Origin of the sequence: Veillonella parvula, assembly GCF_032472435.1 — a bacterium.
Lineage (GTDB): Bacteria > Bacillota > Negativicutes > Veillonellales > Veillonellaceae > Veillonella > Veillonella parvula_N.
The window spans coordinates 20655-38861 of sequence record NZ_JAWEGM010000008.1; the positions used below are offsets into that span (position 1 = coordinate 20655).

An 18207-nucleotide genomic window follows, 5' to 3' on the forward strand; every position below is an offset into this window, starting at 1 on the left:
TTCCACCTCTTATAGCTATACAGCCCTTTAAATTAATCAATCTCTGCTACTTGCTGTTTTAATTGAGCAAAGATATCTTTAACTGGCATAATCCTATCGACTTTTCTCATATTATTGCCAGAGAACACCAACCCCGTTTCCACATCACCTTGTTGTGCGCGAGAAAGAGCACGGATAATGCAGAATTTATGGGAACAATGTTTTAAACAGTTATCACACACCGTTGGAGGCGCTACAGTACCATCTAAAACAGATTCAGCAAATTTGTTTTTTATTGCTTGACCAGGCAAACCAACAGGACTTTGAATCAATACTATATCCTCAGGGTTTGTAGCTCGTACATACATTTTTTTCAATTCATCAGATGCATTACATTCATCAGAAGCAGCAAAACGGCTACCCATTTGAACACCACTAGCACCGATTTTTAACATTTCAACGATATCACGGCCATCTAGAACACCACCAGCAGCAATTACTGGAATGTTTTTTACCGCTGCTACAACTTCGGGAACGATTTCTCGAGCAGAACGATCCGTCCCCAGGTGTCCACCAGCTTCACAGCCTTCTACGATTACAGCTGCAGCACCTAAACCTTCAGAAATGCGAGCTAATTTTGCGGACGAAACAATTGGTACAATAGGAGTACCAGACTCTTTGCCCATTGAGAACATATCTCTTGAAAAACCAGCACCTGCTACTACAAGATCAATGCCTTCTTCGATGGCAGTCTTTACTAAACCAGCAAATTGAGTTGCTGCTACCATCGCATTTATACCAATAATACCCGTAGGTGATAATTTTCTAGCTAATTGTATTTCGTATCGTAATTCATCGAAAGGCAAGCCCGATGCCGCAATAAGGCCGATACCACCTTCATTTGCAACGGCTGCTGCCAAGCGAGCTGTAGACAATCTAATCGCCATACCACCTTGAATAATAGGTACTTTGGCCACTAGATTCCCAATGCGAAGTTCAGGGAGCTTCACTATCAAATCCTCCTGTAAATAAAACCGGTTGGGAGGCCACTCGGCCTCCCGTTCGGTTGAATTGTTAGCTTTACAGCTTATTTAGCAGAATCAATATATTCTACTGTATCCTTAACGGTTTTAATTTTTTCTGCAACGTCGTCAGGGATTTCAACATTGAATTCTTCTTCAAATGCCATGATCAATTCAACGATATCTAAGGAGTCAGCGCCTAAGTCGTCGATGAATGTAGAATCAATGGTAACTTCAGCTTCATCAACGCCTAATTGTTCCACAACGATTGCTTTAACTTTATCGAAAGTGTTCATTAGTGGTTCACCTCCTTTCAAAGTGTATTTATATATAGTCTAATTTTACAACTACATTACCATGCCACCATCAACATTGATGACTTGACCCGTAATATAATTAGCAAAATCGCTAGCAAGGAATGTTACTACTGTTGCTACTTCTTCAGCATCAGCCATACGGCCCAATGGAATTTCAGTAACCATAGCTTCTTTAACTTTTTCTGGTAATACATCGGTCATATCTGTGTTGATAAAGCCTGGAGCAATAGCATTAACTGTAATACCACGGCTAGCCAATTCTTTAGCACAGGATTTAGTAAAACCAATTACGCCCGCCTTAGAAGCAGCATAGTTAGTTTGACCAGCATTACCTATAACACCTACAACAGATGTCATGTTAATAATATGACCAGAACGTTGTTTCATCATGATTTTAGATACTGCTTTAGTTACCAAGTAAACACCTTTTAGGTTAATATCGATAACAGCATCAAAATCTTCGTCTTTCATTCGCATTAACAAACCGTCACGTGTAATACCCGCATTATTCACGAGAATATCAATATGACCAAATTCTTTATGAGCTTCTTCCACCATGGAAGCAACTTCATCAGCATTGGCTACATTGGCTTTAATTTTAATGGCTTTACGGCCTAACGCTTGTACAGCTTCAACAGTTTCTTGCGCTGCACCTTCGCTACCGCTATAGTTTACTACAATATCAGCACCAGATTGTGCTAGATTGATGGCTACAGCGCGACCAATGCCACGGGATGCGCCAGTTACAATGGCTACTTTACCCTCTAAATGCATTTTATCGAACCCCCTTCAAAAATTCAAGCGTTTTCTCTAAGGATGCAATGTCTTCAACATTAGCTAATTCCATATCTTTGTTGATCTTTTTAGTAAAACCTGTAAGTACTTTCCCAGGCCCCACTTCAACAAAACGAGTAACACCAAAGTTTACCATTTCAGCTACACAATCTTCCCACAAGACAGGGTTAGCGGCTTGAGTAACTAAGGACTCTTTAATGTCATTTGCATTAGTCAAAATCTTGCCAGTAACATTTGCAACTACAGGAATTTGGGCATCACACACTTGGATCTTATCCAACTCTTCCTTTAAACGAAGAGCTGCTGGTTCCATCAAACGGCTGTGGAATGGAGCACTTACCGGAAGCATTACTGCGCGTTTTGCACCTGCTTCTTTCATTTTTTCAGCTGCTGTTTCCACCGCTGCAGTTTCACCGGCAATAACGATTTGTCCAGGGCAATTGAAGTTAACTGCTTGTACAGAACCTACAGAAGCATTTACTTCTTCACAAATTTCTACAACTCGCTCACGAGGTAATGCCAAAATTGCTGCCATAGCGCCTTTACCCAATGGCACAGCTTCTTGCATATATTCACCGCGTTTATGAACTACATATACTGCGTCTTTAAAGTTCAATACACCGGCTGCTACTAGAGCACTATACTCACCAAGACTATGCCCGCCTACGATGTCAGGCGTAAAGCCTTGTTCTTTTAGAATTTCATAACAAGCTACGGATGCAGTCAAAATAGCTGGTTGTGTATTTGCTGTTTTAACGAGCTCTGTATCAGGACCTTCGAAGCATAATTTACTGATAGAATAACCAAGTGCCTCGTCAGCTTCTTCAAAACGTTGTTTCACAATAGGGTACGCATTATACAAATCTTGTAACATGCCAACTTTTTGAGAACCTTGACCAGGAAAAACAAATGCCGTTTTCATTAGGGGCCTCCTTATTTACTAAGACCTTGAAGATTCTTAATCACAGTTTCAGCTTCAGTCATAATATCTTTAATGATAGTTTCACATGGTTTAACATCTGTTAACATACCAGAAATTTGACCGATCATTACAGAACCTTCTTTTACATTACCCTCAATAGCAGCTAAACGAAGTGTACCAGCACCTAATGCTTCCAATTCCTCTTTAGATCCACCACTGAATTCAAGGGATTTATATTTATGAGCTAACGCATTATCTATAATACGTACAGGATGACCTGTTGTTAAACCAGTCATAACTGTAGCACGATCTTTTGCTTTCAATACAGCGTTTTTATAATTTTCATGGGCAATACATTCTTCGGATAATACGAATCGTGTCCCCATTTGTACCGCTTTAGCACCTAATGCAAATGCCGCAGCCATACCACGACCATCTGCAATACCTCCGGCAGCAATAACTGGTACATCTACAGCATCAACTACTTGAGGAATTAATGCCATAGTTGTAATATCACCTACGTGACCACCAGACTCTGTACCTTCAGCAATAATTGCATCAATACCGCCACGTAATAAGCGCTTTGCTAGTAATACTGATGCAACTACAGGAATAACTTTTGTACCAATTTCTTTCAAAGCGGGAACATAAACACCAGGATTACCTGCACCTGTAGTGATAACAGGAACACGTTCTTCCACGACTACTTCCATAACCTCTTTTACAAATGGAGACATGAGCATGATATTACAGCCAAAAGGCTTACTAGTGCGCTCTTTTAATTTATGGATTTCATTACGGAAAATATCAGGAGGCATATGACCAGCACCAATAATCCCAAGTCCACCAGCTTCAGAAACGGCTGCCGCTAATTCTGCAGTACCGAGCCAAGCCATGCCACCTTGAAAGATTGGATACTCAATCTGCAATAAATCACAAATGTCAGTCTTAATCATCTTGATGTGTCCTCCTTAATACCATTTCAAGACCAGGCTTGCCCATGTTAGGCCTGCACCAAATCCTGCAAACGCAACATTATCACCGCGTTTGAAACGTCCCTCGCGATTAGCTTCATCAAGTGCAATCGCTACAGACGCGGCAGATGTATTACCATACTTATGTAAATTAACAAAAACTTTTTCCATCGGCAGATGTAAACGTTTGGCTGCCGAATCAATAATACGAATATTCGCTTGATGAGGAATGAAGTAATCTAATTCATTTAACTCCATATCAGCACGTTCTAAGGATTTTAAAACCGTACGTCCCATCGTTTTAACGGCAAATTTATATACTTCAGGGCCATCCATATGAATAAATGTTAAGCCCTCTTCTACGCGTTGATCATTTGCTACTACAGCAGTGCCACCTGCAGGAATGCAAAGCGCTGATCCTCCAGTGCCATCGGCGCCCATGTCAATACCTTTAATGCCATAGCCTTCAGGTACTTCAGATACTACTGCAGCCCCAGCACCATCACCAAAGAGGATACATGTACCACGATCATTCCAGTTTACTCGACGAGAAAGAATTTCTGCCCCCACAACGAGTACTTTTTTATAAATACCAGAGCTAATATAACTAGCGGCAGTAATCAATCCATATACAAACCCAGAGCACGCCGCTTGTAAATCATAGGCTGCAGCGTTTTTAGCTCCTAAGTTTGCTTGCAATACACAAGCTGCCGAAGGAATAATCATATCTGGTGTTAAGGTAGCAAAGATAATCATGTCGATATCCTCTGCAGAGACATTAGCCATTTGCATAGCTTTTTTTGCTGCCTCGGTCGCCATATAGGATGTATTCATACCTTCCGGTGCAATGCGTCGTTCTTCTATACCCGTACGCTCTCTAATCCATTGATCATTGGTATCAACCATTTTTTCAAGATCAAAGTTTGTTACTACATTGTCAGGAAGGAAGCTCCCAGTACCAATGATTCCTACAGGTTTATTCATCATAGTCATACTTTAAGGCTCCTTCAATATCCATCGTTTCTCTTATGTGTTGAATAATTTTACGCTCTACTAAATCACTAGCAATTTCAATAGCAGTTTTTATTTCTTTTGCTTTAGAACTACCATGAGCAATCATGAATACCCCATTAACTCCTAAGAGCGGAGCACCACCATTTTCTGTGTGATCCAAACGTTTTGCCATCTTTTTCAAGGCTGGCTTTACAAGCATAGCTCCTATCTTGGCGAAAATACTTCCTGCCATGATGCTATCCTTTACTAATTGCGTAAGACCTGTTACTAAACCTTCCGCAAATTTAAGTACCACATTGCCTACGAATCCATCACATACGACAACATCAACGGTACCTTTAGGAATATCGCGACCTTCAATATTACCTTTAAAATTGATAGTCTTCATACCCTCCAAAATCGGATACGTCGCCAATACGACATCGTTCCCCTTTGTGGCCTCTTCACCAATATTTAACAATCCCACAGTAGGATTTTCTTTTCCTAATAAAAGCTTAGCGTATTCAGAGCCCATTAAAGCTCCTTGTACAAGATGTTTAGGTTTACAATTAGAATTTGCACCAGAATCTAACATAACTGTTATACCACTTACCGTTGGCATTGGAGTTGCAATGACAGGGCGATCAATACCTTTAATGCGACCAAGCCCAAATAAAGCCGCTGCAACAGCAGCTCCCGTACTACCTGGAGCAATCACAGCATCACAACGATTATCCCGAACCAACGAAGTAGCGACCACAACAGATGCATCTTTTTTCTTGCGCAATGCTTGACCTGGATGTTCATCCATACCGATTACCTGGCTAGCATGATGTACAGAAATACGTGGATTCTTAGCTTCATTATTAGCTTCTAATATATCAAAAATTTGCTGCTCATCGCCGACGAGCACCACTTCAATGTGTTGATTTGCTCGTACGGCTTCAATGGATCCAAGTACAGTCTCCATTGGAGCAAAGTCGCCACCCATGGCGTCTATTGCAATTTTCATAATTTACACCCTATTCTCTACGGATTCCATAATAAATTTTGCGCGAAACACTTCTTTTATTTTATCTCTTATTATAACCCAAATAAAGAACTTATTACCTCGGCGACGAATAATTTCTGCTTTCGCTACCAAATTAGTACCAGATCCTACTGGGTTCTTATATTTTATATTTCCAACTTCCGCAGAGCAAACAGTCGTCCCCATAACCGCTTTTGCAAGGGAATTTGCTTGAGCATATAAATACTGCGGTTCTACATATCCGAATTGATCTTCCATATCAGCCGTAGTACGCAACATAGATAATGCTTGGTGCCCCTCGGTGACATCAATCAATTCGCCAACCACTTCATATGATACATGTTCTGCCATTTCATGTGATTGACCTGTAGCCATAACACGAATGCGTTCACGCAATTCAGGAATACCCAATTCTAGTCGATCGAGACGAATTGTTGGCACACTTACACCAAAGTGTGTTGCCAATTCTTCATCAGTAAGAAATGGCGTAATATTCAGTTTTTCTTGTAACTGCTTCTGGCGCTCTTGCTTCTTTAACCGACTCATGGGACCACCTTTTATGACCTAGTATTAATATTACATCCTAAGTATATACAATAATTCCCTTATTGGCAAGACTTTTCATACATATAGTAAGATATTTTCATAGCATATACAAAATATAGTTGTTTTTTTATATTTTAGTATTATTGTTTATAAAAAATAAAAATGTGTCACCATCTTATAGAATAATCTTACTATAAAATAGTGACACTTGCTATTGATAACAAAACATATAAAAATATGAGTGTATATTTTGAAAGCATATAAAAAAGACGCCTACAAAGTAGGCGTCTCTCTCTGCTCACATATTAAGCATTAGCTACTACTTGTTCACCTTTATAGTGACCACATGTAGGGCAAACACGATGAGGCATCTTAGGTTCGTGGCATTGTGGACATGCTACATAACCAGGAGCTTCTAATTTCCAATTAGCACGACGACGATCGCGACGGCATTTAGACAATCTACGTTTAGGTACTGCCATTATCTGCACCTCCTTAGTACAATCATTAGGATAATCTATCATCTTTCTCATCAAGCAAAGCACGTAACTCTGCAAATCGAGGATCCACCACAAAGGATTCACAAGAACAAGGTGAAACATTTAAATTTGCTCCGCAATGAACGCACAATCCTTTGCAATCATCCTGACATAACACTTGAGAGGGCTCATTGATGATTAATGTATCCCTAATTAGTTCAGTTAAGTCAATTTCTTCTCCATCAAAAGAATTCACATCATCTGCAGCATCTCGACAATCACTAAAGATTTCCTCAAAGAAATCTTTTCGATAATGTTCTGTGGTATTTAAACAACGGGAACAATCATAATCGCCTTTAGACTGAATCGAACCTTGAACGATGTAATTTTGACCATCAAACCAAAACTCACCACTAATGGTTATATCATGACGGCTCCAAGGAAAAGCAGTTACGTCACCAAGCTCAGAGGCTGATATCGTATAGCTATAAGGAAATTTCTTTCCTATATGTTCTTTTGCTTGCTCTACTTGCAGTTTCATAATCTTACCTCGACTCATAATATTATAAACATGACATGGTGCTTTGTCAAATAAAAAAGACTATCTCAAGTGGACTCAAGATAGCCTTTTGGTAAGTCAATTACATTTTTTCGAATTGGTCTTTACCAACACCGCAAATTGGGCAAACATAATCAGCTGGTTGATCTTCGAATTTTACGCCTTCAACAGCTTCGTCATAAACCCAACCACATACTACGCATACATATTTTTCCATGTGTATTTCCTCCTTCACTTGAAAATTATTGTTTAATGTTTATCTTTAATTAATTCAGATACTCTATCTGTAATGTAGTATATCAAAGACATCGAAACTTTTCAATACTCATTTTCTTATTTTCTCATTTTTTATAATATTTAATAATCATAGATACTATGCGGTTTTCTACTACTTAACTCATTTGAAATATATTATCATTTAGTTTTTTTATCTTTAGACTACTGCTGAATATTTTATTTTAATCCAATAATTGGAAATTAATTTTGAAAGCATATTGTTTAAATAAATAACTATAATAACCTTATCTAAGGTGTACATAATTACTATATTATACTATTATATAGAGAAGAGATTATATGATTACATATAATCTCCAAATAATATTATGCTTAATCTCTTTAGTATATAAGTATATACTGATGAATATTCTTGACTTTATTAATACTCTATTTTTATATAAGAAAATAAAATCATTCTTATATAAAATTCTCGTATAAAGGTATAATAAAGTTTCAGTAAATCTAATTGTTATCATAGGAGGCTTTATGAGAACAGCATTAACACAACTTTTACAAATCGAATACCCTATCATCCAAGGTGCTATGGCTTGGGTATCTGAACACAAACTAGTTGCTGTCGTAGCTAATGCAGGTGCTACAGGTGTAATTGCTCTTGGTGGTCGTGATGCAGAATGGACGCGCAACGAGATTCGTGCTTGTAAAGACTTAACGGATAAGCCTTTCGGAGTCAATCTCATGTTAATGGCTCCCAATAAAGACGAATTAGTGGATATTATCATTGAAGAAAAGCCTGCATTTGTAACACTTGGAGCAGGCAATCCTGTACCATATATTAAACCATTGCAAGATGCAGGCATTAAAGTTATCCCTGTTGTCCCATCTCTAAAACTTGCTAAACGCATTGAAGAAGCTGGTGCTGATGCAATTATTATTGAGGGTATGGAAGCTGGTGGACATATTGGTAGCCAAACAACCATGTCCTTGATGGAAAATATTTTACCTGAGATTTCCATTCCTGTTGTTGTAGCAGGCGCTATCGTAGATGGTCGTGGTATTGCAGCAGCATTGTTGATGGGTGCTGAGGGTGTACAAATGGGTTCCCGTTTTTTGTTAGCTGAAGAATGCCAAGCCCACATAAATATGAAAGAAGCAATTATCAAAGCCACAGATACAGACTCTGTTGTAACGGGTCTCCTCTCCGGTCACGGTGGAGTACGTAGCTTGAAAAACGAATTCACTACACGTTACTTAGCTGCCGAAACAGATGGTGTCACTACTCCTGAAGAACGCACCAAAATGTCCCAAGGCACTAACAAACGTGCTGCTATCGATGGCGATGTTGTAAATGGTGCTGTACAAGTTGGACAAGGTTTAAACCGACTTACTACTATTGAACCTGCTCACACTATAGTACAAACAGTAATGAACGAAGCTATTATGTCTATTCGTAAAGCACAACGTCTTATTGAAATCGTATAGTTAATAAATTAGGAGTTCCTTATGTTACCATTTCACGGAAAATACCCCAAATTAGATCCCAAAAGTTGTGTTATGCCTTGTGCAGAACTTGCAGGTGATGTTGAACTAAAAGAATATGCTTCCATTTGGCAAAACTGTGCACTTCGCGGTGATGTAAATAAAATTGTAGTAGGTCGCTATTCCAATGTACAGGATAACTCTGTATTACACGTTGATGACGACAGGGCTTGCATTCTTGGAGATTATGTAACAATTGGCCATGGTGCAATAGTACACGCTAGTACTATCGAAGATAATGTATTAGTTGGAATGGGCGCTATTGTATTAAGCGGTTGTCATATTGGCTCTGGCTCTATTATTGCTGCTGGTGCAGTCATAAAGGAGAACACTGTAATCCCACCTAACTCTTTAGTTGTTGGAATCCCAGCTCGCATAGCTCGTACAGATGAAACGCAAATCGAACGTATTCACAATCAAGCACTAAAATATAAACACTTGTGGACTGTAGAATATGGCATGCTTCCTGATGCGGGTGGCGAGGAATACGATAAGAACGCCAAAATCGTATAATTACATATACATTAAAAGCGGATAGTTGATTAACTCAACTATCCGCTTCTTTTCTATATATTATATTTAACTTTTATTAACTGCTATTTAGTGCTGCTTAGCGCTATTTAATTTTGATTGAATAATTTGCTCTACCATAAGGGCTGTCCCCATTGTTAAAGCTATAGGAAACAACATCTCTACAGAGAAACGAGATAATTCAAGCATAAATACACAAGATGTCATAGGCATTTTTTGTGCAAGGCCTAAGAATACTACGGCCCCCACAAAAGCAGACATTCCCAAAGATACTGGCGCTATAGCAATAGCCCATACGGTACCAAATACGATTCCCAAAGTACTACCTAACATCATAGATGGTGTAATACGACCACCATATGCACCAGCGGCCAAAGCAAGTAAAACAGCTACCCATTTGGATCCAAATAAACCCAATGCATATGTCCATGTGATATCGTTCGTAAAAGTCAACTCATTGCCTGCTTTACCATTTCCAAGAATTTCAGGAAAATACATAGCTAAAACACCAATTAGTGTAAATGCTACGATAGAAATGGGAATCATTACAGGACTACTACGATGAATGGCGGGTAGCTTACTTTGTGTAATATTAAATAAAACAACACCAATTGCAATAATAGCGCCTAAAACGATAGAAAACTCTACATAATGACTCCCCAAACTGGGTTGTGCCATTGTATATTGTATAACATCTCCTACACCAGCTTGTCGCGTCACAAATGTAGCCAAACCACAACATAAGAGGGCTGCACTCATAGCCCGTATATTCCAAGTAAGAAGCAAAGTTTCTAATGTGAAAATTGCCGCAGATAATGGTGAATTATAAACTGCAGCTAAACCAGCGCCTGCAGCACATGCAACTAATAATTGACGGTCTTCTTGTTTTATATCAAAATGTTTAACTAAAAAGGTAGTAATACCAGCGCTAGCCTCACGTGGTGCAACTTCTCGACCTAATGGAGAACCAATACCTACCGTAATTATTTGCAGTGTTGCATGTAAAACAGTAGTAATTGGATTCATATCCATTTTACCAGAAACTGCCGTTTTTATATCTACAACGCCTTTACCATATCTGTGAATCAAAACCCAACCTACGCCACCTATCACGCCACAGACGATTAAGGGTATTAATCGTTCTATCGGTGATACTCGAGCCACAGCTGCACCAAAGCTCAGATGATCAGCAGAGGAGTAATTATATACGAAATGTTGGATTCCATGTAATAAATGCGTATAGGAAGCCCCTACTAGCCCTGCTATAAAGCCAACTATAATAATGAGTCCTATAAATCGTTTATCATATATCATATTTACTCCATCGCTAATACAATTTCCCCAGCCGCTAATGTCTTTTTAACATCAATGATACGCTGATTTGAAGAACCTCTGAAGCGCAAAGCAGGATCCTTAAGTTCATCTACAAAGCGGCCATCTACGAGAATGTCGATTTCTTGTAATAAAGCACTTCGCAACTCATCTTCTAAGATATCATCTATTTCATAGCCGGAATAGGCCCAAATCTTCTTTTCTGGCGCCGCTGCTCGAACAGCTCTCACCACCGGTAATAAGCCTTGTACATTTTGAAATGGCTCCCCACCTAATAATGTTAACCCTGAACATGTAGGATTCTTCACATAGGAAACCACTAAATCTGTCTCAGCTTGCGTCCATACCTTACCAGCATTAAAATCTTGGTATTCTTCATTAAAACAATTATAACAACAATGTGTACAACCTGTTACAAATATAGATGTACGAATCCCTTCTCCATTGGCAATATCATATTGTCTTATTTGCCCATATCTCATCATAACCTCCATAGTAGTGCCTATCAACTTTGATCAACACTATATAGATATATTTCAATTTCTCATATATACAGTAAAAGCTGTGCCTTAGGCACAGCTTTTACCATTTAAAACTATCGTATTTAGAACTAAAATCGTATCCCACATCATTAGATGTCTATGATAATTATATTAATCTATATAACAGTTTATCTTAATATGCTTAATATACAGAATAATTATTAAAACTATAACTCTAATAATCTTAAATGTGCATTACACGATCTTTAATTTCCTTTGTGCGCCCTTCATTCCAGAAGTTTTCGCCAAGGTATCCACAAGTACGACGGATAACAGTTAATTTATCGCGATTTGTATTGTGGCAACGAGGGCATTCCCACTCGTTATGTTCATTTACCTTAATTTCTCCATCAAAGCCACATTCGTGACAATAGTCAGACTTGGTATTAAATTCAGCATAAGAAATATGATCATAAATATATTGAATCATAGTCAAAACAGCTGGAATATTATTAGTCATATTAGGAATTTCTGCATAGGAAATACAGCCACCTGTAGATTTCTTTTGGAACTCAGATTCAAAGGAGAACTTATCAAATACATTAATCTCTTCTCGTACGCTTACATGATAACTATTAGTATAATAACCCTTATCCGTAATGTCCTCAATAATACCAAAACGAGCGCGATCCAAAGAAGAGAATCGATGGGTTAAACTTTCAGCAGGTGTACCATATAATGCAAAGCCCATGTTATGTTTAACTCGCCATTCATCAACAGCTGCATTTAAGCGATCCATAATCTTCATCGCAAAAACGCGACCTTTCTCGCCTGTATTCGATTCACCGGTAATTAAACGAGTTGCTTCATAAATACCAATATATCCCAAGGAAATAGTCGCATAACCGCCAGTCAAGAATTTGGCAATTTTCTCGCCTTTTTTAAGTCTTGCAATAGCACCGTGTTGCCAATGGATTGGTGACACATCACTCACTACGTCCTTAAGTAATTCATAACGAAGCATTAGTGCTTTTTCTGCCAACTCAAGTCGTTTATCTAAGATTTCAAAATATCGTTCTTCACTACCGCGGGCTAGAATGCCAATTTGAGGTAAGTTTAAACTTACTACACCAATGTTAAAACGTCCATCAAACTTGTATTCACCATTTTCATCCTTCCAAGGAGATAAGAAGGATCGACAGCCCATAGGACTAAAGACATTACCTGAGTAGTTTTCCTTCATTTTTTTTGCAGAAATATAGTCAGGGTACATGCGCTTAGCCGTACATTGTGCTGCCAATTCAGTTAAGTAATAGTATGGACTATCTGGTGTTACATTATGCTCATCAAGAACATAAATCAACTTAGGAAAGGCTGGTGTAATATATACATCGGCTTCGTTTTTTACACCTTTAATACGTTGGCGCAAAATTTCTTCTGTAATAAGAGCCGCTTCCTTCGCGTATTCATAGTCTGGTTGGAAATACATAAATAATGTAACAAATGGAGATTGACCATTTGTGGTCATCAATGTATTGATTTGGTATTGAATAGTTTGGATACCATCTTTAACCTCTTTACGCGTACGTTTCCACGCTATTTCACGAGCCTTTTCCATATTAGGCTCCATGCCATAAATCTCAACTTGCTCTTCAATAACATTATTGAGGATTTTTTCATAAGATTTACGTACAAATGGTGCCAAAATACGGTCAATACCATTAATACTTTGACCACCATATTGACCAGATGCTACTTGTGCAATGATTTGTGTTGTTACAGTACAAGCAACTTGGAAAGACTTAGGTGTATCGATTTTTTTACCATTAATTACTGTGCCATTTGTAAGCATATCTTCCAAATTAATCAAGCAACAGTTAAACATAGGTTGAATAATATAATCCATATCATGGAAGTGGATAGCTCCACTATCATGGGCTTCCAAAATATCGGTAGGAATCAATTTACGACGAGCAATATCCTTAGATACTTCACCAGCAATTAAATCCCGTTGGGTAGATACAATAGCAGCATCCTTATTAGAATTTTCATCAAGAACACTGATATTACTACGATCTAATAAACCAATTACATCATCATCAGTTGTATTTTGACGGCGTTTAAAAGCTTGAACAGCTTTGTAACCTTCATAGGCACGTGCCGTTGCAGGATTATGATACTCAATCAACTTATAATACACTTGATCTTCAATAGCATAAATTGTCATGTCTTTTTGAAGCTTAGTAGCATATTCCTCAATTTCATTTGCAATACGCTGTGCCAAGCCCTCTTCGTACAACCCAGTACTACTATGTTCAGCTTTTTCAATAGCCAAAGCAATCTTGTTTTTGTCGAATGGTACCTTCGTGCCATCACGCTTAATGACCTGCAACATATTGGCAACCTCCCCATCTTGTTACTGCCAAAATATATGTTAAGAAGTATAAAAAGTATGTCTAATCACACTTTTTATAAATTTATATGTAAAAATGTAAAGAATTATTAGAAACCCCCTCTATTTTTACCGCCTTCTCAGTATACTATATATGGTGGTTGTTTTCAACCCTAAATACAATATAAAGTAAAAATAGGTCCCTTTATCTATGCCAATATGACATGGATAAAAGAACCTATATAAATTATAATGCAAAGCCAAATAGACGAGTTAAGAAATTACCCTTTTTCCCCACCCAACTAGATGGGACAGAAGGATAAAATGTGCGATTAGCTAAGAGGTCGCGTTCATTAAGATGGATATTTGGCAACAAATCTTTTTTATACGTATTGTCTAATTCAGAAATTGCTTCCACATAACCTTGGTACGTCTCAACATCACAGCCATCGCTGTAACCAGTACCAAAGAAATGAATTAAACCATTTCGATATAATTCAATGGCCCTATCATAGTTAGCGTTACCATGATCAAAAGATGCCATATTACATTGAATCAAAATACCTCTATCAACCCATGCTAGTAATTGTTCAGGTTTAGTAAATAATTGTCCATAAGTTTCTACTTCACTAATAATAGGTACAAGCCCCATATCTAGTAGACTTAATAACCACGCATTAATATGATGCACTTTGCTATTTTGTGGAAGAGCAACTAATATAAAATGGCTATCTCCCAACGTATATTGATTGCGATGAGAAGCTATATATGCAACCATTTCATCACAAAGCATTACGCGAGCTCCACTGTGAATAGTTATATCTACTTGTTGCTCCTTAACCATAACTTTTACTTTATTAACTAAAGAGTTTATAGCATTCCATGTGTTCAGATCCATAGATACTGTTACATCAGGCGTACTAAAAATATCTGTAATACCTTGTTCAGACAAGGACTTAATCATTTTTACTGATTCTGCCATTGTTTGAGGCCCTTGTGGGCCTAACACAGCTGGCAAAATGCAACCATGTAAATCAACCACGCGACTCATAATCTTTCCCTTCTACTTTCGATTTTCTTTTCAAAATCGACCTCTTTTATAAAGTTCATGTTCTTCTCATTTAAGTTTATAATTCATTTTACATTCACGATTATAACAAGGGACCGGTCGCTTGTATAGTGGTTTTTCTATAAAAATAAATAAATTATTATATGTTCATTTAATACAATTTTTATATATTCATTTATCCTTCATAAAATATGACCCATAATTTCTACAATTATGAGTCATATTTTACACATTATTATATTAATAATTATTTAATTTTTAAATGTACTTTTATCTTTTATCATGACTAATATAATAAGTTAATTTCACTACCGATATACCGATGATTATACCAACTGTATCAATCAGTACATCAGACAGTTGAGAGCTGCGTCCTAGAGAAAATAATTGTATAAATTCATCTAGACTAGCTATTACTATACCCACTACTATTGTTTTTACTACTGTGCCATATTCAATATAGCGGCGTAGAACTACATATAAAACACCACCAAGGATTGTGAACTCTGTAAGGTGGGCTAATTTTCGAATAATCCTATTTAAGGCCCATATATTTCCGTAAAAGCCTAATTTATTAGCTATAGGGGCAATCCACTTTGCAAAAATAAGACTAAACCCATCAGAGGTTCCTCCATTTTGCAAGGAATTATCCCATATAAAAAACACAATTAGACATAACACAATATATAGTATCCAACGTTTCATACTACTCTCCTAAACGCCACAATACATATAGCTGTATTAATCTCTATCAAAAATATCTCGTGTATAAACTTTATCTTTTACACCTTCTAAGCTACTATCCCAGCGATTAGCTACAATGACATCACTAATACGCTTAAAATCTTCAAAATTACGTATAACTGGCGAATTAAAGAAATCTTCTGCATCTAGTGTAGGTTCATATACTACCACAGCAATCCCTTTCGCCTTAATACGTTTCATAACACCTTGAATGGCTGATGCTCTAAAATTATCAGAGTTCATCTTCATGGTCAAGCGATAGATACCAACAATTTTCGGATTTTTAGCAATAATAGTATCTGCCACATGATCTTTACGTGTTCTATTCGCATCGACAATGGCAGAAATTAAGTTTTGTGGTACATCATTATAGTTAGCTAATAATTGCTTTGTATCTTTTGGCAAGCAATAACCACCATAACCAAAGGAAGGATTATTATAAAAATCTCCAATACGAGGATCTAAACAAACCCCCTTGATGATTTGACTTGTGCTAAGGCCACGTACTTCAGCATAGGAGTCTAACTCATTGAAATACGCTACACGTAATGCTAAATACGTATTAGCAAACAATTTAATTGCTTCCGCTTCCGTAGAATCAGTATATAATTGTGGAATATTTTCTTTAATAGCACCTTCCGCTAGTAATTGGCCAAAACGACGTGCTCTGTCAGAATCCTCGCCCACAACAATACGGGATGGATGTAAATTATCGTATAAGGCTTTACCTTCACGCAAGAATTCTGGCGAGAAAATTAAATTCTCCGTATTAAATTCTTTACGCATTTGTACCGTATAGCCCACCGGTACAGTTGATTTAATAATCATTACTGCATCAGGATTAATCTCTAGCACAGTTTTAATGACTTGTTCAACAGAAGATGTATCGAAAAAGTTTTTTTGAGGATCATAATTTGTAGGTGTCGAAATGATAACATAATCTGCACTGTTAAAAGCTTCTACTGGGTCAAGTGTAGCTTTGAAGTTTAACTCCTTAGTAGCTAAATACTCTTGCAATTCAGCATCTACAATAGGTGTCTCTTTGCGATTTAACATATCTACTTTTTCTGGGATGATATCGAGGGCCACCACTTCATTGTGTTGAGCTAACAACACACCATTGGAAAGGCCTACATAGCCTGTACCAGCAATTGCAATTTTCATTTATTTGCCCTCCATCATATAGAAATCTTTATACCATATGGCAAAACGCTTTAACCCTTCTCGTAAGGTTGTATTAGGTTTAAAGCCAAAATCTGCTTCTAACGCACTTGTATCAGCATATGTAACAGGCACATCCCCTGGTTGCATGGGTACTAATTCTTTATGCTCCTCAAAATTATAATCTTCTGACAATACGCCAGCAGAAACCAATTCCTCTGAAAGAATGCGCACAAAATCAAGTAAATTTTCTGGGTTGCTATTGCCGATATTATAAATAGCGTACGGTGGAACTGGCAAGCCATCCGCACCATTGCGACGCTCTGGTGCAGTAGACATAACCTTAGAAACGCCTTCTACGATATCATCGATATAGGTGAAATCACGCTTACAATTGCCGTAGTTAAAAATTTTAATTGTCCCACCATTACGTAATGTATTTGTAAAACCAAAGTATGCCATATCTGGACGCCCTGCAGGACCGTATACAGTGAAGAAACGAAGCCCCGTGCTAGGGATGTTATATAATTTAGCATACGAATAAGCCAATAACTCATTTGATTTTTTTGTAGCTGCATAAAGAGATACAGGATTATCTACTTTATCCTCTGTAGAGTATGGAATTTGTTTATTTGCACCATATACAGAAGAAGATGATGCATACACTAAATGCTCTACACCTCTTTCACCATCATCATAAGAATGACGACAAGCTTCTAGAATATTATAAAATCCAATAATATTAGACTCGATATAGGTATCGGGATTAGTAATAGAGTAACGAACCCCTGCTTGAGCTGCTAGATTCACTACAACTCGTGGTTTATAGATAGCAAAAATTTCATCAACAAAGAACTTATCTGCAATATTCCCTTTTTTAAAAATCCATATATTCTTATTATCTTTGCTAAGTTCATCAATCTGTTGCAATCGATACTCTTTCAATGCTACATCATAGTAATCATTAACAGAATCTATGCCAATAATTTGAGTCCCTTCTGCTTCAGATAGTAAGGACATAACTAGATTAGCCCCTACAAATCCAGCGGCACCCGTTACAAGGATTACCGTGTTGTTTAAATCTACATTTTTTGAAAGCATATG

General features: G+C 37.6%; 20 protein-coding genes. 2 read left to right on the forward strand and 18 right to left on the reverse strand.

Annotated elements, in window-relative coordinates; genetic code table 11:
• Nucleotides 1-32: 32 nt before the first annotated feature.
• From E7A03_RS09230 to E7A03_RS09280, 11 genes are all read right to left on the reverse strand, one after another.
• Nucleotides 33-989, reverse strand: coding sequence for an NAD(P)H-dependent flavin oxidoreductase (locus E7A03_RS09230; protein ID WP_278457414.1), 957 nt, complete (start codon nt 987-989; stop codon nt 33-35).
• 77 nt (nt 990-1066) lie between these two features.
• Nucleotides 1067-1297 carry an acyl carrier protein gene (locus E7A03_RS09235; RefSeq protein ID WP_004693441.1) on the reverse strand — a complete coding sequence of 77 codons (231 nt, stop codon included), beginning with the start codon at nt 1295-1297 and terminating at the stop codon, nt 1067-1069.
• Nucleotides 1298-1348: 51 nt separating this feature from the next.
• Nucleotides 1349-2092, reverse strand: a complete 744-nt coding sequence (fabG, locus tag E7A03_RS09240; RefSeq protein ID WP_195394914.1) for a 3-oxoacyl-[acyl-carrier-protein] reductase — start codon at nt 2090-2092, stop codon at nt 1349-1351.
• 1 nt (nt 2093) lies between these two features.
• Nucleotides 2094-3035 (reverse strand): ACP S-malonyltransferase, encoded by a 942-nt coding sequence (gene fabD, locus E7A03_RS09245; RefSeq protein ID WP_021148003.1) that lies wholly within the window; start codon nt 3033-3035, stop codon nt 2094-2096.
• An 11-nt stretch (nt 3036-3046) separates the two neighbouring features.
• Nucleotides 3047-3991 carry an enoyl-[acyl-carrier-protein] reductase FabK gene (gene fabK, locus E7A03_RS09250; RefSeq protein ID WP_008600662.1) on the reverse strand — a complete coding sequence of 315 codons (945 nt, stop codon included), beginning with the start codon at nt 3989-3991 and terminating at the stop codon, nt 3047-3049.
• 15 nt (nt 3992-4006) lie between these two features.
• On the reverse strand, nt 4007-5002 hold the full coding sequence (locus E7A03_RS09255) for a beta-ketoacyl-ACP synthase III (RefSeq protein ID WP_008713708.1): 996 nt from the start codon (nt 5000-5002) through the stop codon (nt 4007-4009).
• Nucleotides 4986-6014 carry a phosphate acyltransferase PlsX gene (plsX, locus tag E7A03_RS09260; RefSeq protein ID WP_287533052.1) on the reverse strand — a complete coding sequence of 343 codons (1029 nt, stop codon included), beginning with the start codon at nt 6012-6014 and terminating at the stop codon, nt 4986-4988. The genes E7A03_RS09255 and plsX overlap by 17 nt, the downstream gene beginning before the upstream one ends.
• A gap of 3 nt (nt 6015-6017) precedes the next feature.
• The gene (fapR, locus tag E7A03_RS09265) at nt 6018-6578 is read right to left on the reverse strand and encodes a transcription factor FapR (protein WP_221741044.1); all 561 of its coding nucleotides are present in this window, start codon (nt 6576-6578) and stop codon (nt 6018-6020) included.
• A gap of 305 nt (nt 6579-6883) precedes the next feature.
• Nucleotides 6884-7060 (reverse strand): 50S ribosomal protein L32, encoded by a 177-nt coding sequence (rpmF, locus tag E7A03_RS09270; protein ID WP_004693428.1) that lies wholly within the window; start codon nt 7058-7060, stop codon nt 6884-6886.
• A gap of 25 nt (nt 7061-7085) precedes the next feature.
• Nucleotides 7086-7598 (reverse strand): YceD family protein, encoded by a 513-nt coding sequence (locus tag E7A03_RS09275; protein ID WP_004693424.1) that lies wholly within the window; start codon nt 7596-7598, stop codon nt 7086-7088.
• A 100-nt stretch (nt 7599-7698) separates the two neighbouring features.
• The gene (locus E7A03_RS09280) at nt 7699-7833 is read right to left on the reverse strand and encodes a rubredoxin (RefSeq protein WP_004693422.1); all 135 of its coding nucleotides are present in this window, start codon (nt 7831-7833) and stop codon (nt 7699-7701) included.
• A 548-nt stretch (nt 7834-8381) separates the two neighbouring features.
• On the opposite strand from E7A03_RS09280, the gene E7A03_RS09285 reads away from it, so the two are divergent.
• Nucleotides 8382-9335, forward strand: a complete 954-nt coding sequence (locus tag E7A03_RS09285) for a nitronate monooxygenase (protein ID WP_316074051.1) — start codon at nt 8382-8384, stop codon at nt 9333-9335.
• A gap of 21 nt (nt 9336-9356) precedes the next feature.
• On the forward strand, nt 9357-9905 hold the full coding sequence (locus E7A03_RS09290) for a gamma carbonic anhydrase family protein (RefSeq protein WP_316074052.1): 549 nt from the start codon (nt 9357-9359) through the stop codon (nt 9903-9905).
• 87 nt (nt 9906-9992) lie between these two features.
• On the opposite strand, the gene E7A03_RS09295 is transcribed toward E7A03_RS09290, so the two are convergent.
• From E7A03_RS09295 to E7A03_RS09325, 7 genes are all read right to left on the reverse strand, one after another.
• A complete protein-coding gene (locus E7A03_RS09295) occupies nt 9993-11237 on the reverse strand; it encodes a chloride channel protein (RefSeq protein ID WP_155086274.1) in 1245 nt (414 codons plus the stop codon).
• 2 nt (nt 11238-11239) lie between these two features.
• Nucleotides 11240-11737, reverse strand: coding sequence for an anaerobic ribonucleoside-triphosphate reductase activating protein (gene nrdG, locus E7A03_RS09300; RefSeq protein WP_004697282.1), 498 nt, complete (start codon nt 11735-11737; stop codon nt 11240-11242).
• Nucleotides 11738-11981: 244 nt separating this feature from the next.
• On the reverse strand, nt 11982-14132 hold the full coding sequence (nrdD, locus tag E7A03_RS09305) for an anaerobic ribonucleoside-triphosphate reductase (RefSeq protein ID WP_004693410.1): 2151 nt from the start codon (nt 14130-14132) through the stop codon (nt 11982-11984).
• 244 nt (nt 14133-14376) lie between these two features.
• On the reverse strand, nt 14377-15180 hold the full coding sequence (locus E7A03_RS09310) for a tyrosine-protein phosphatase (RefSeq protein ID WP_008600644.1): 804 nt from the start codon (nt 15178-15180) through the stop codon (nt 14377-14379).
• Nucleotides 15181-15468: 288 nt separating this feature from the next.
• Nucleotides 15469-15903, reverse strand: coding sequence for a VanZ family protein (locus E7A03_RS09315; RefSeq protein ID WP_008600642.1), 435 nt, complete (start codon nt 15901-15903; stop codon nt 15469-15471).
• Between the two features lie 36 nt (nt 15904-15939).
• Complete coding sequence (locus tag E7A03_RS09320) at nt 15940-17106, reverse strand: nucleotide sugar dehydrogenase (protein WP_008600640.1); 1167 nt, start codon at nt 17104-17106, stop codon at nt 15940-15942.
• Entirely contained in the window at nt 17107-18204 is a 1098-nt protein-coding gene (locus tag E7A03_RS09325) for an NAD-dependent epimerase/dehydratase family protein (RefSeq protein ID WP_287509246.1), read from the reverse strand.
• Nucleotides 18205-18207: the final 3 nt, after the last annotated feature.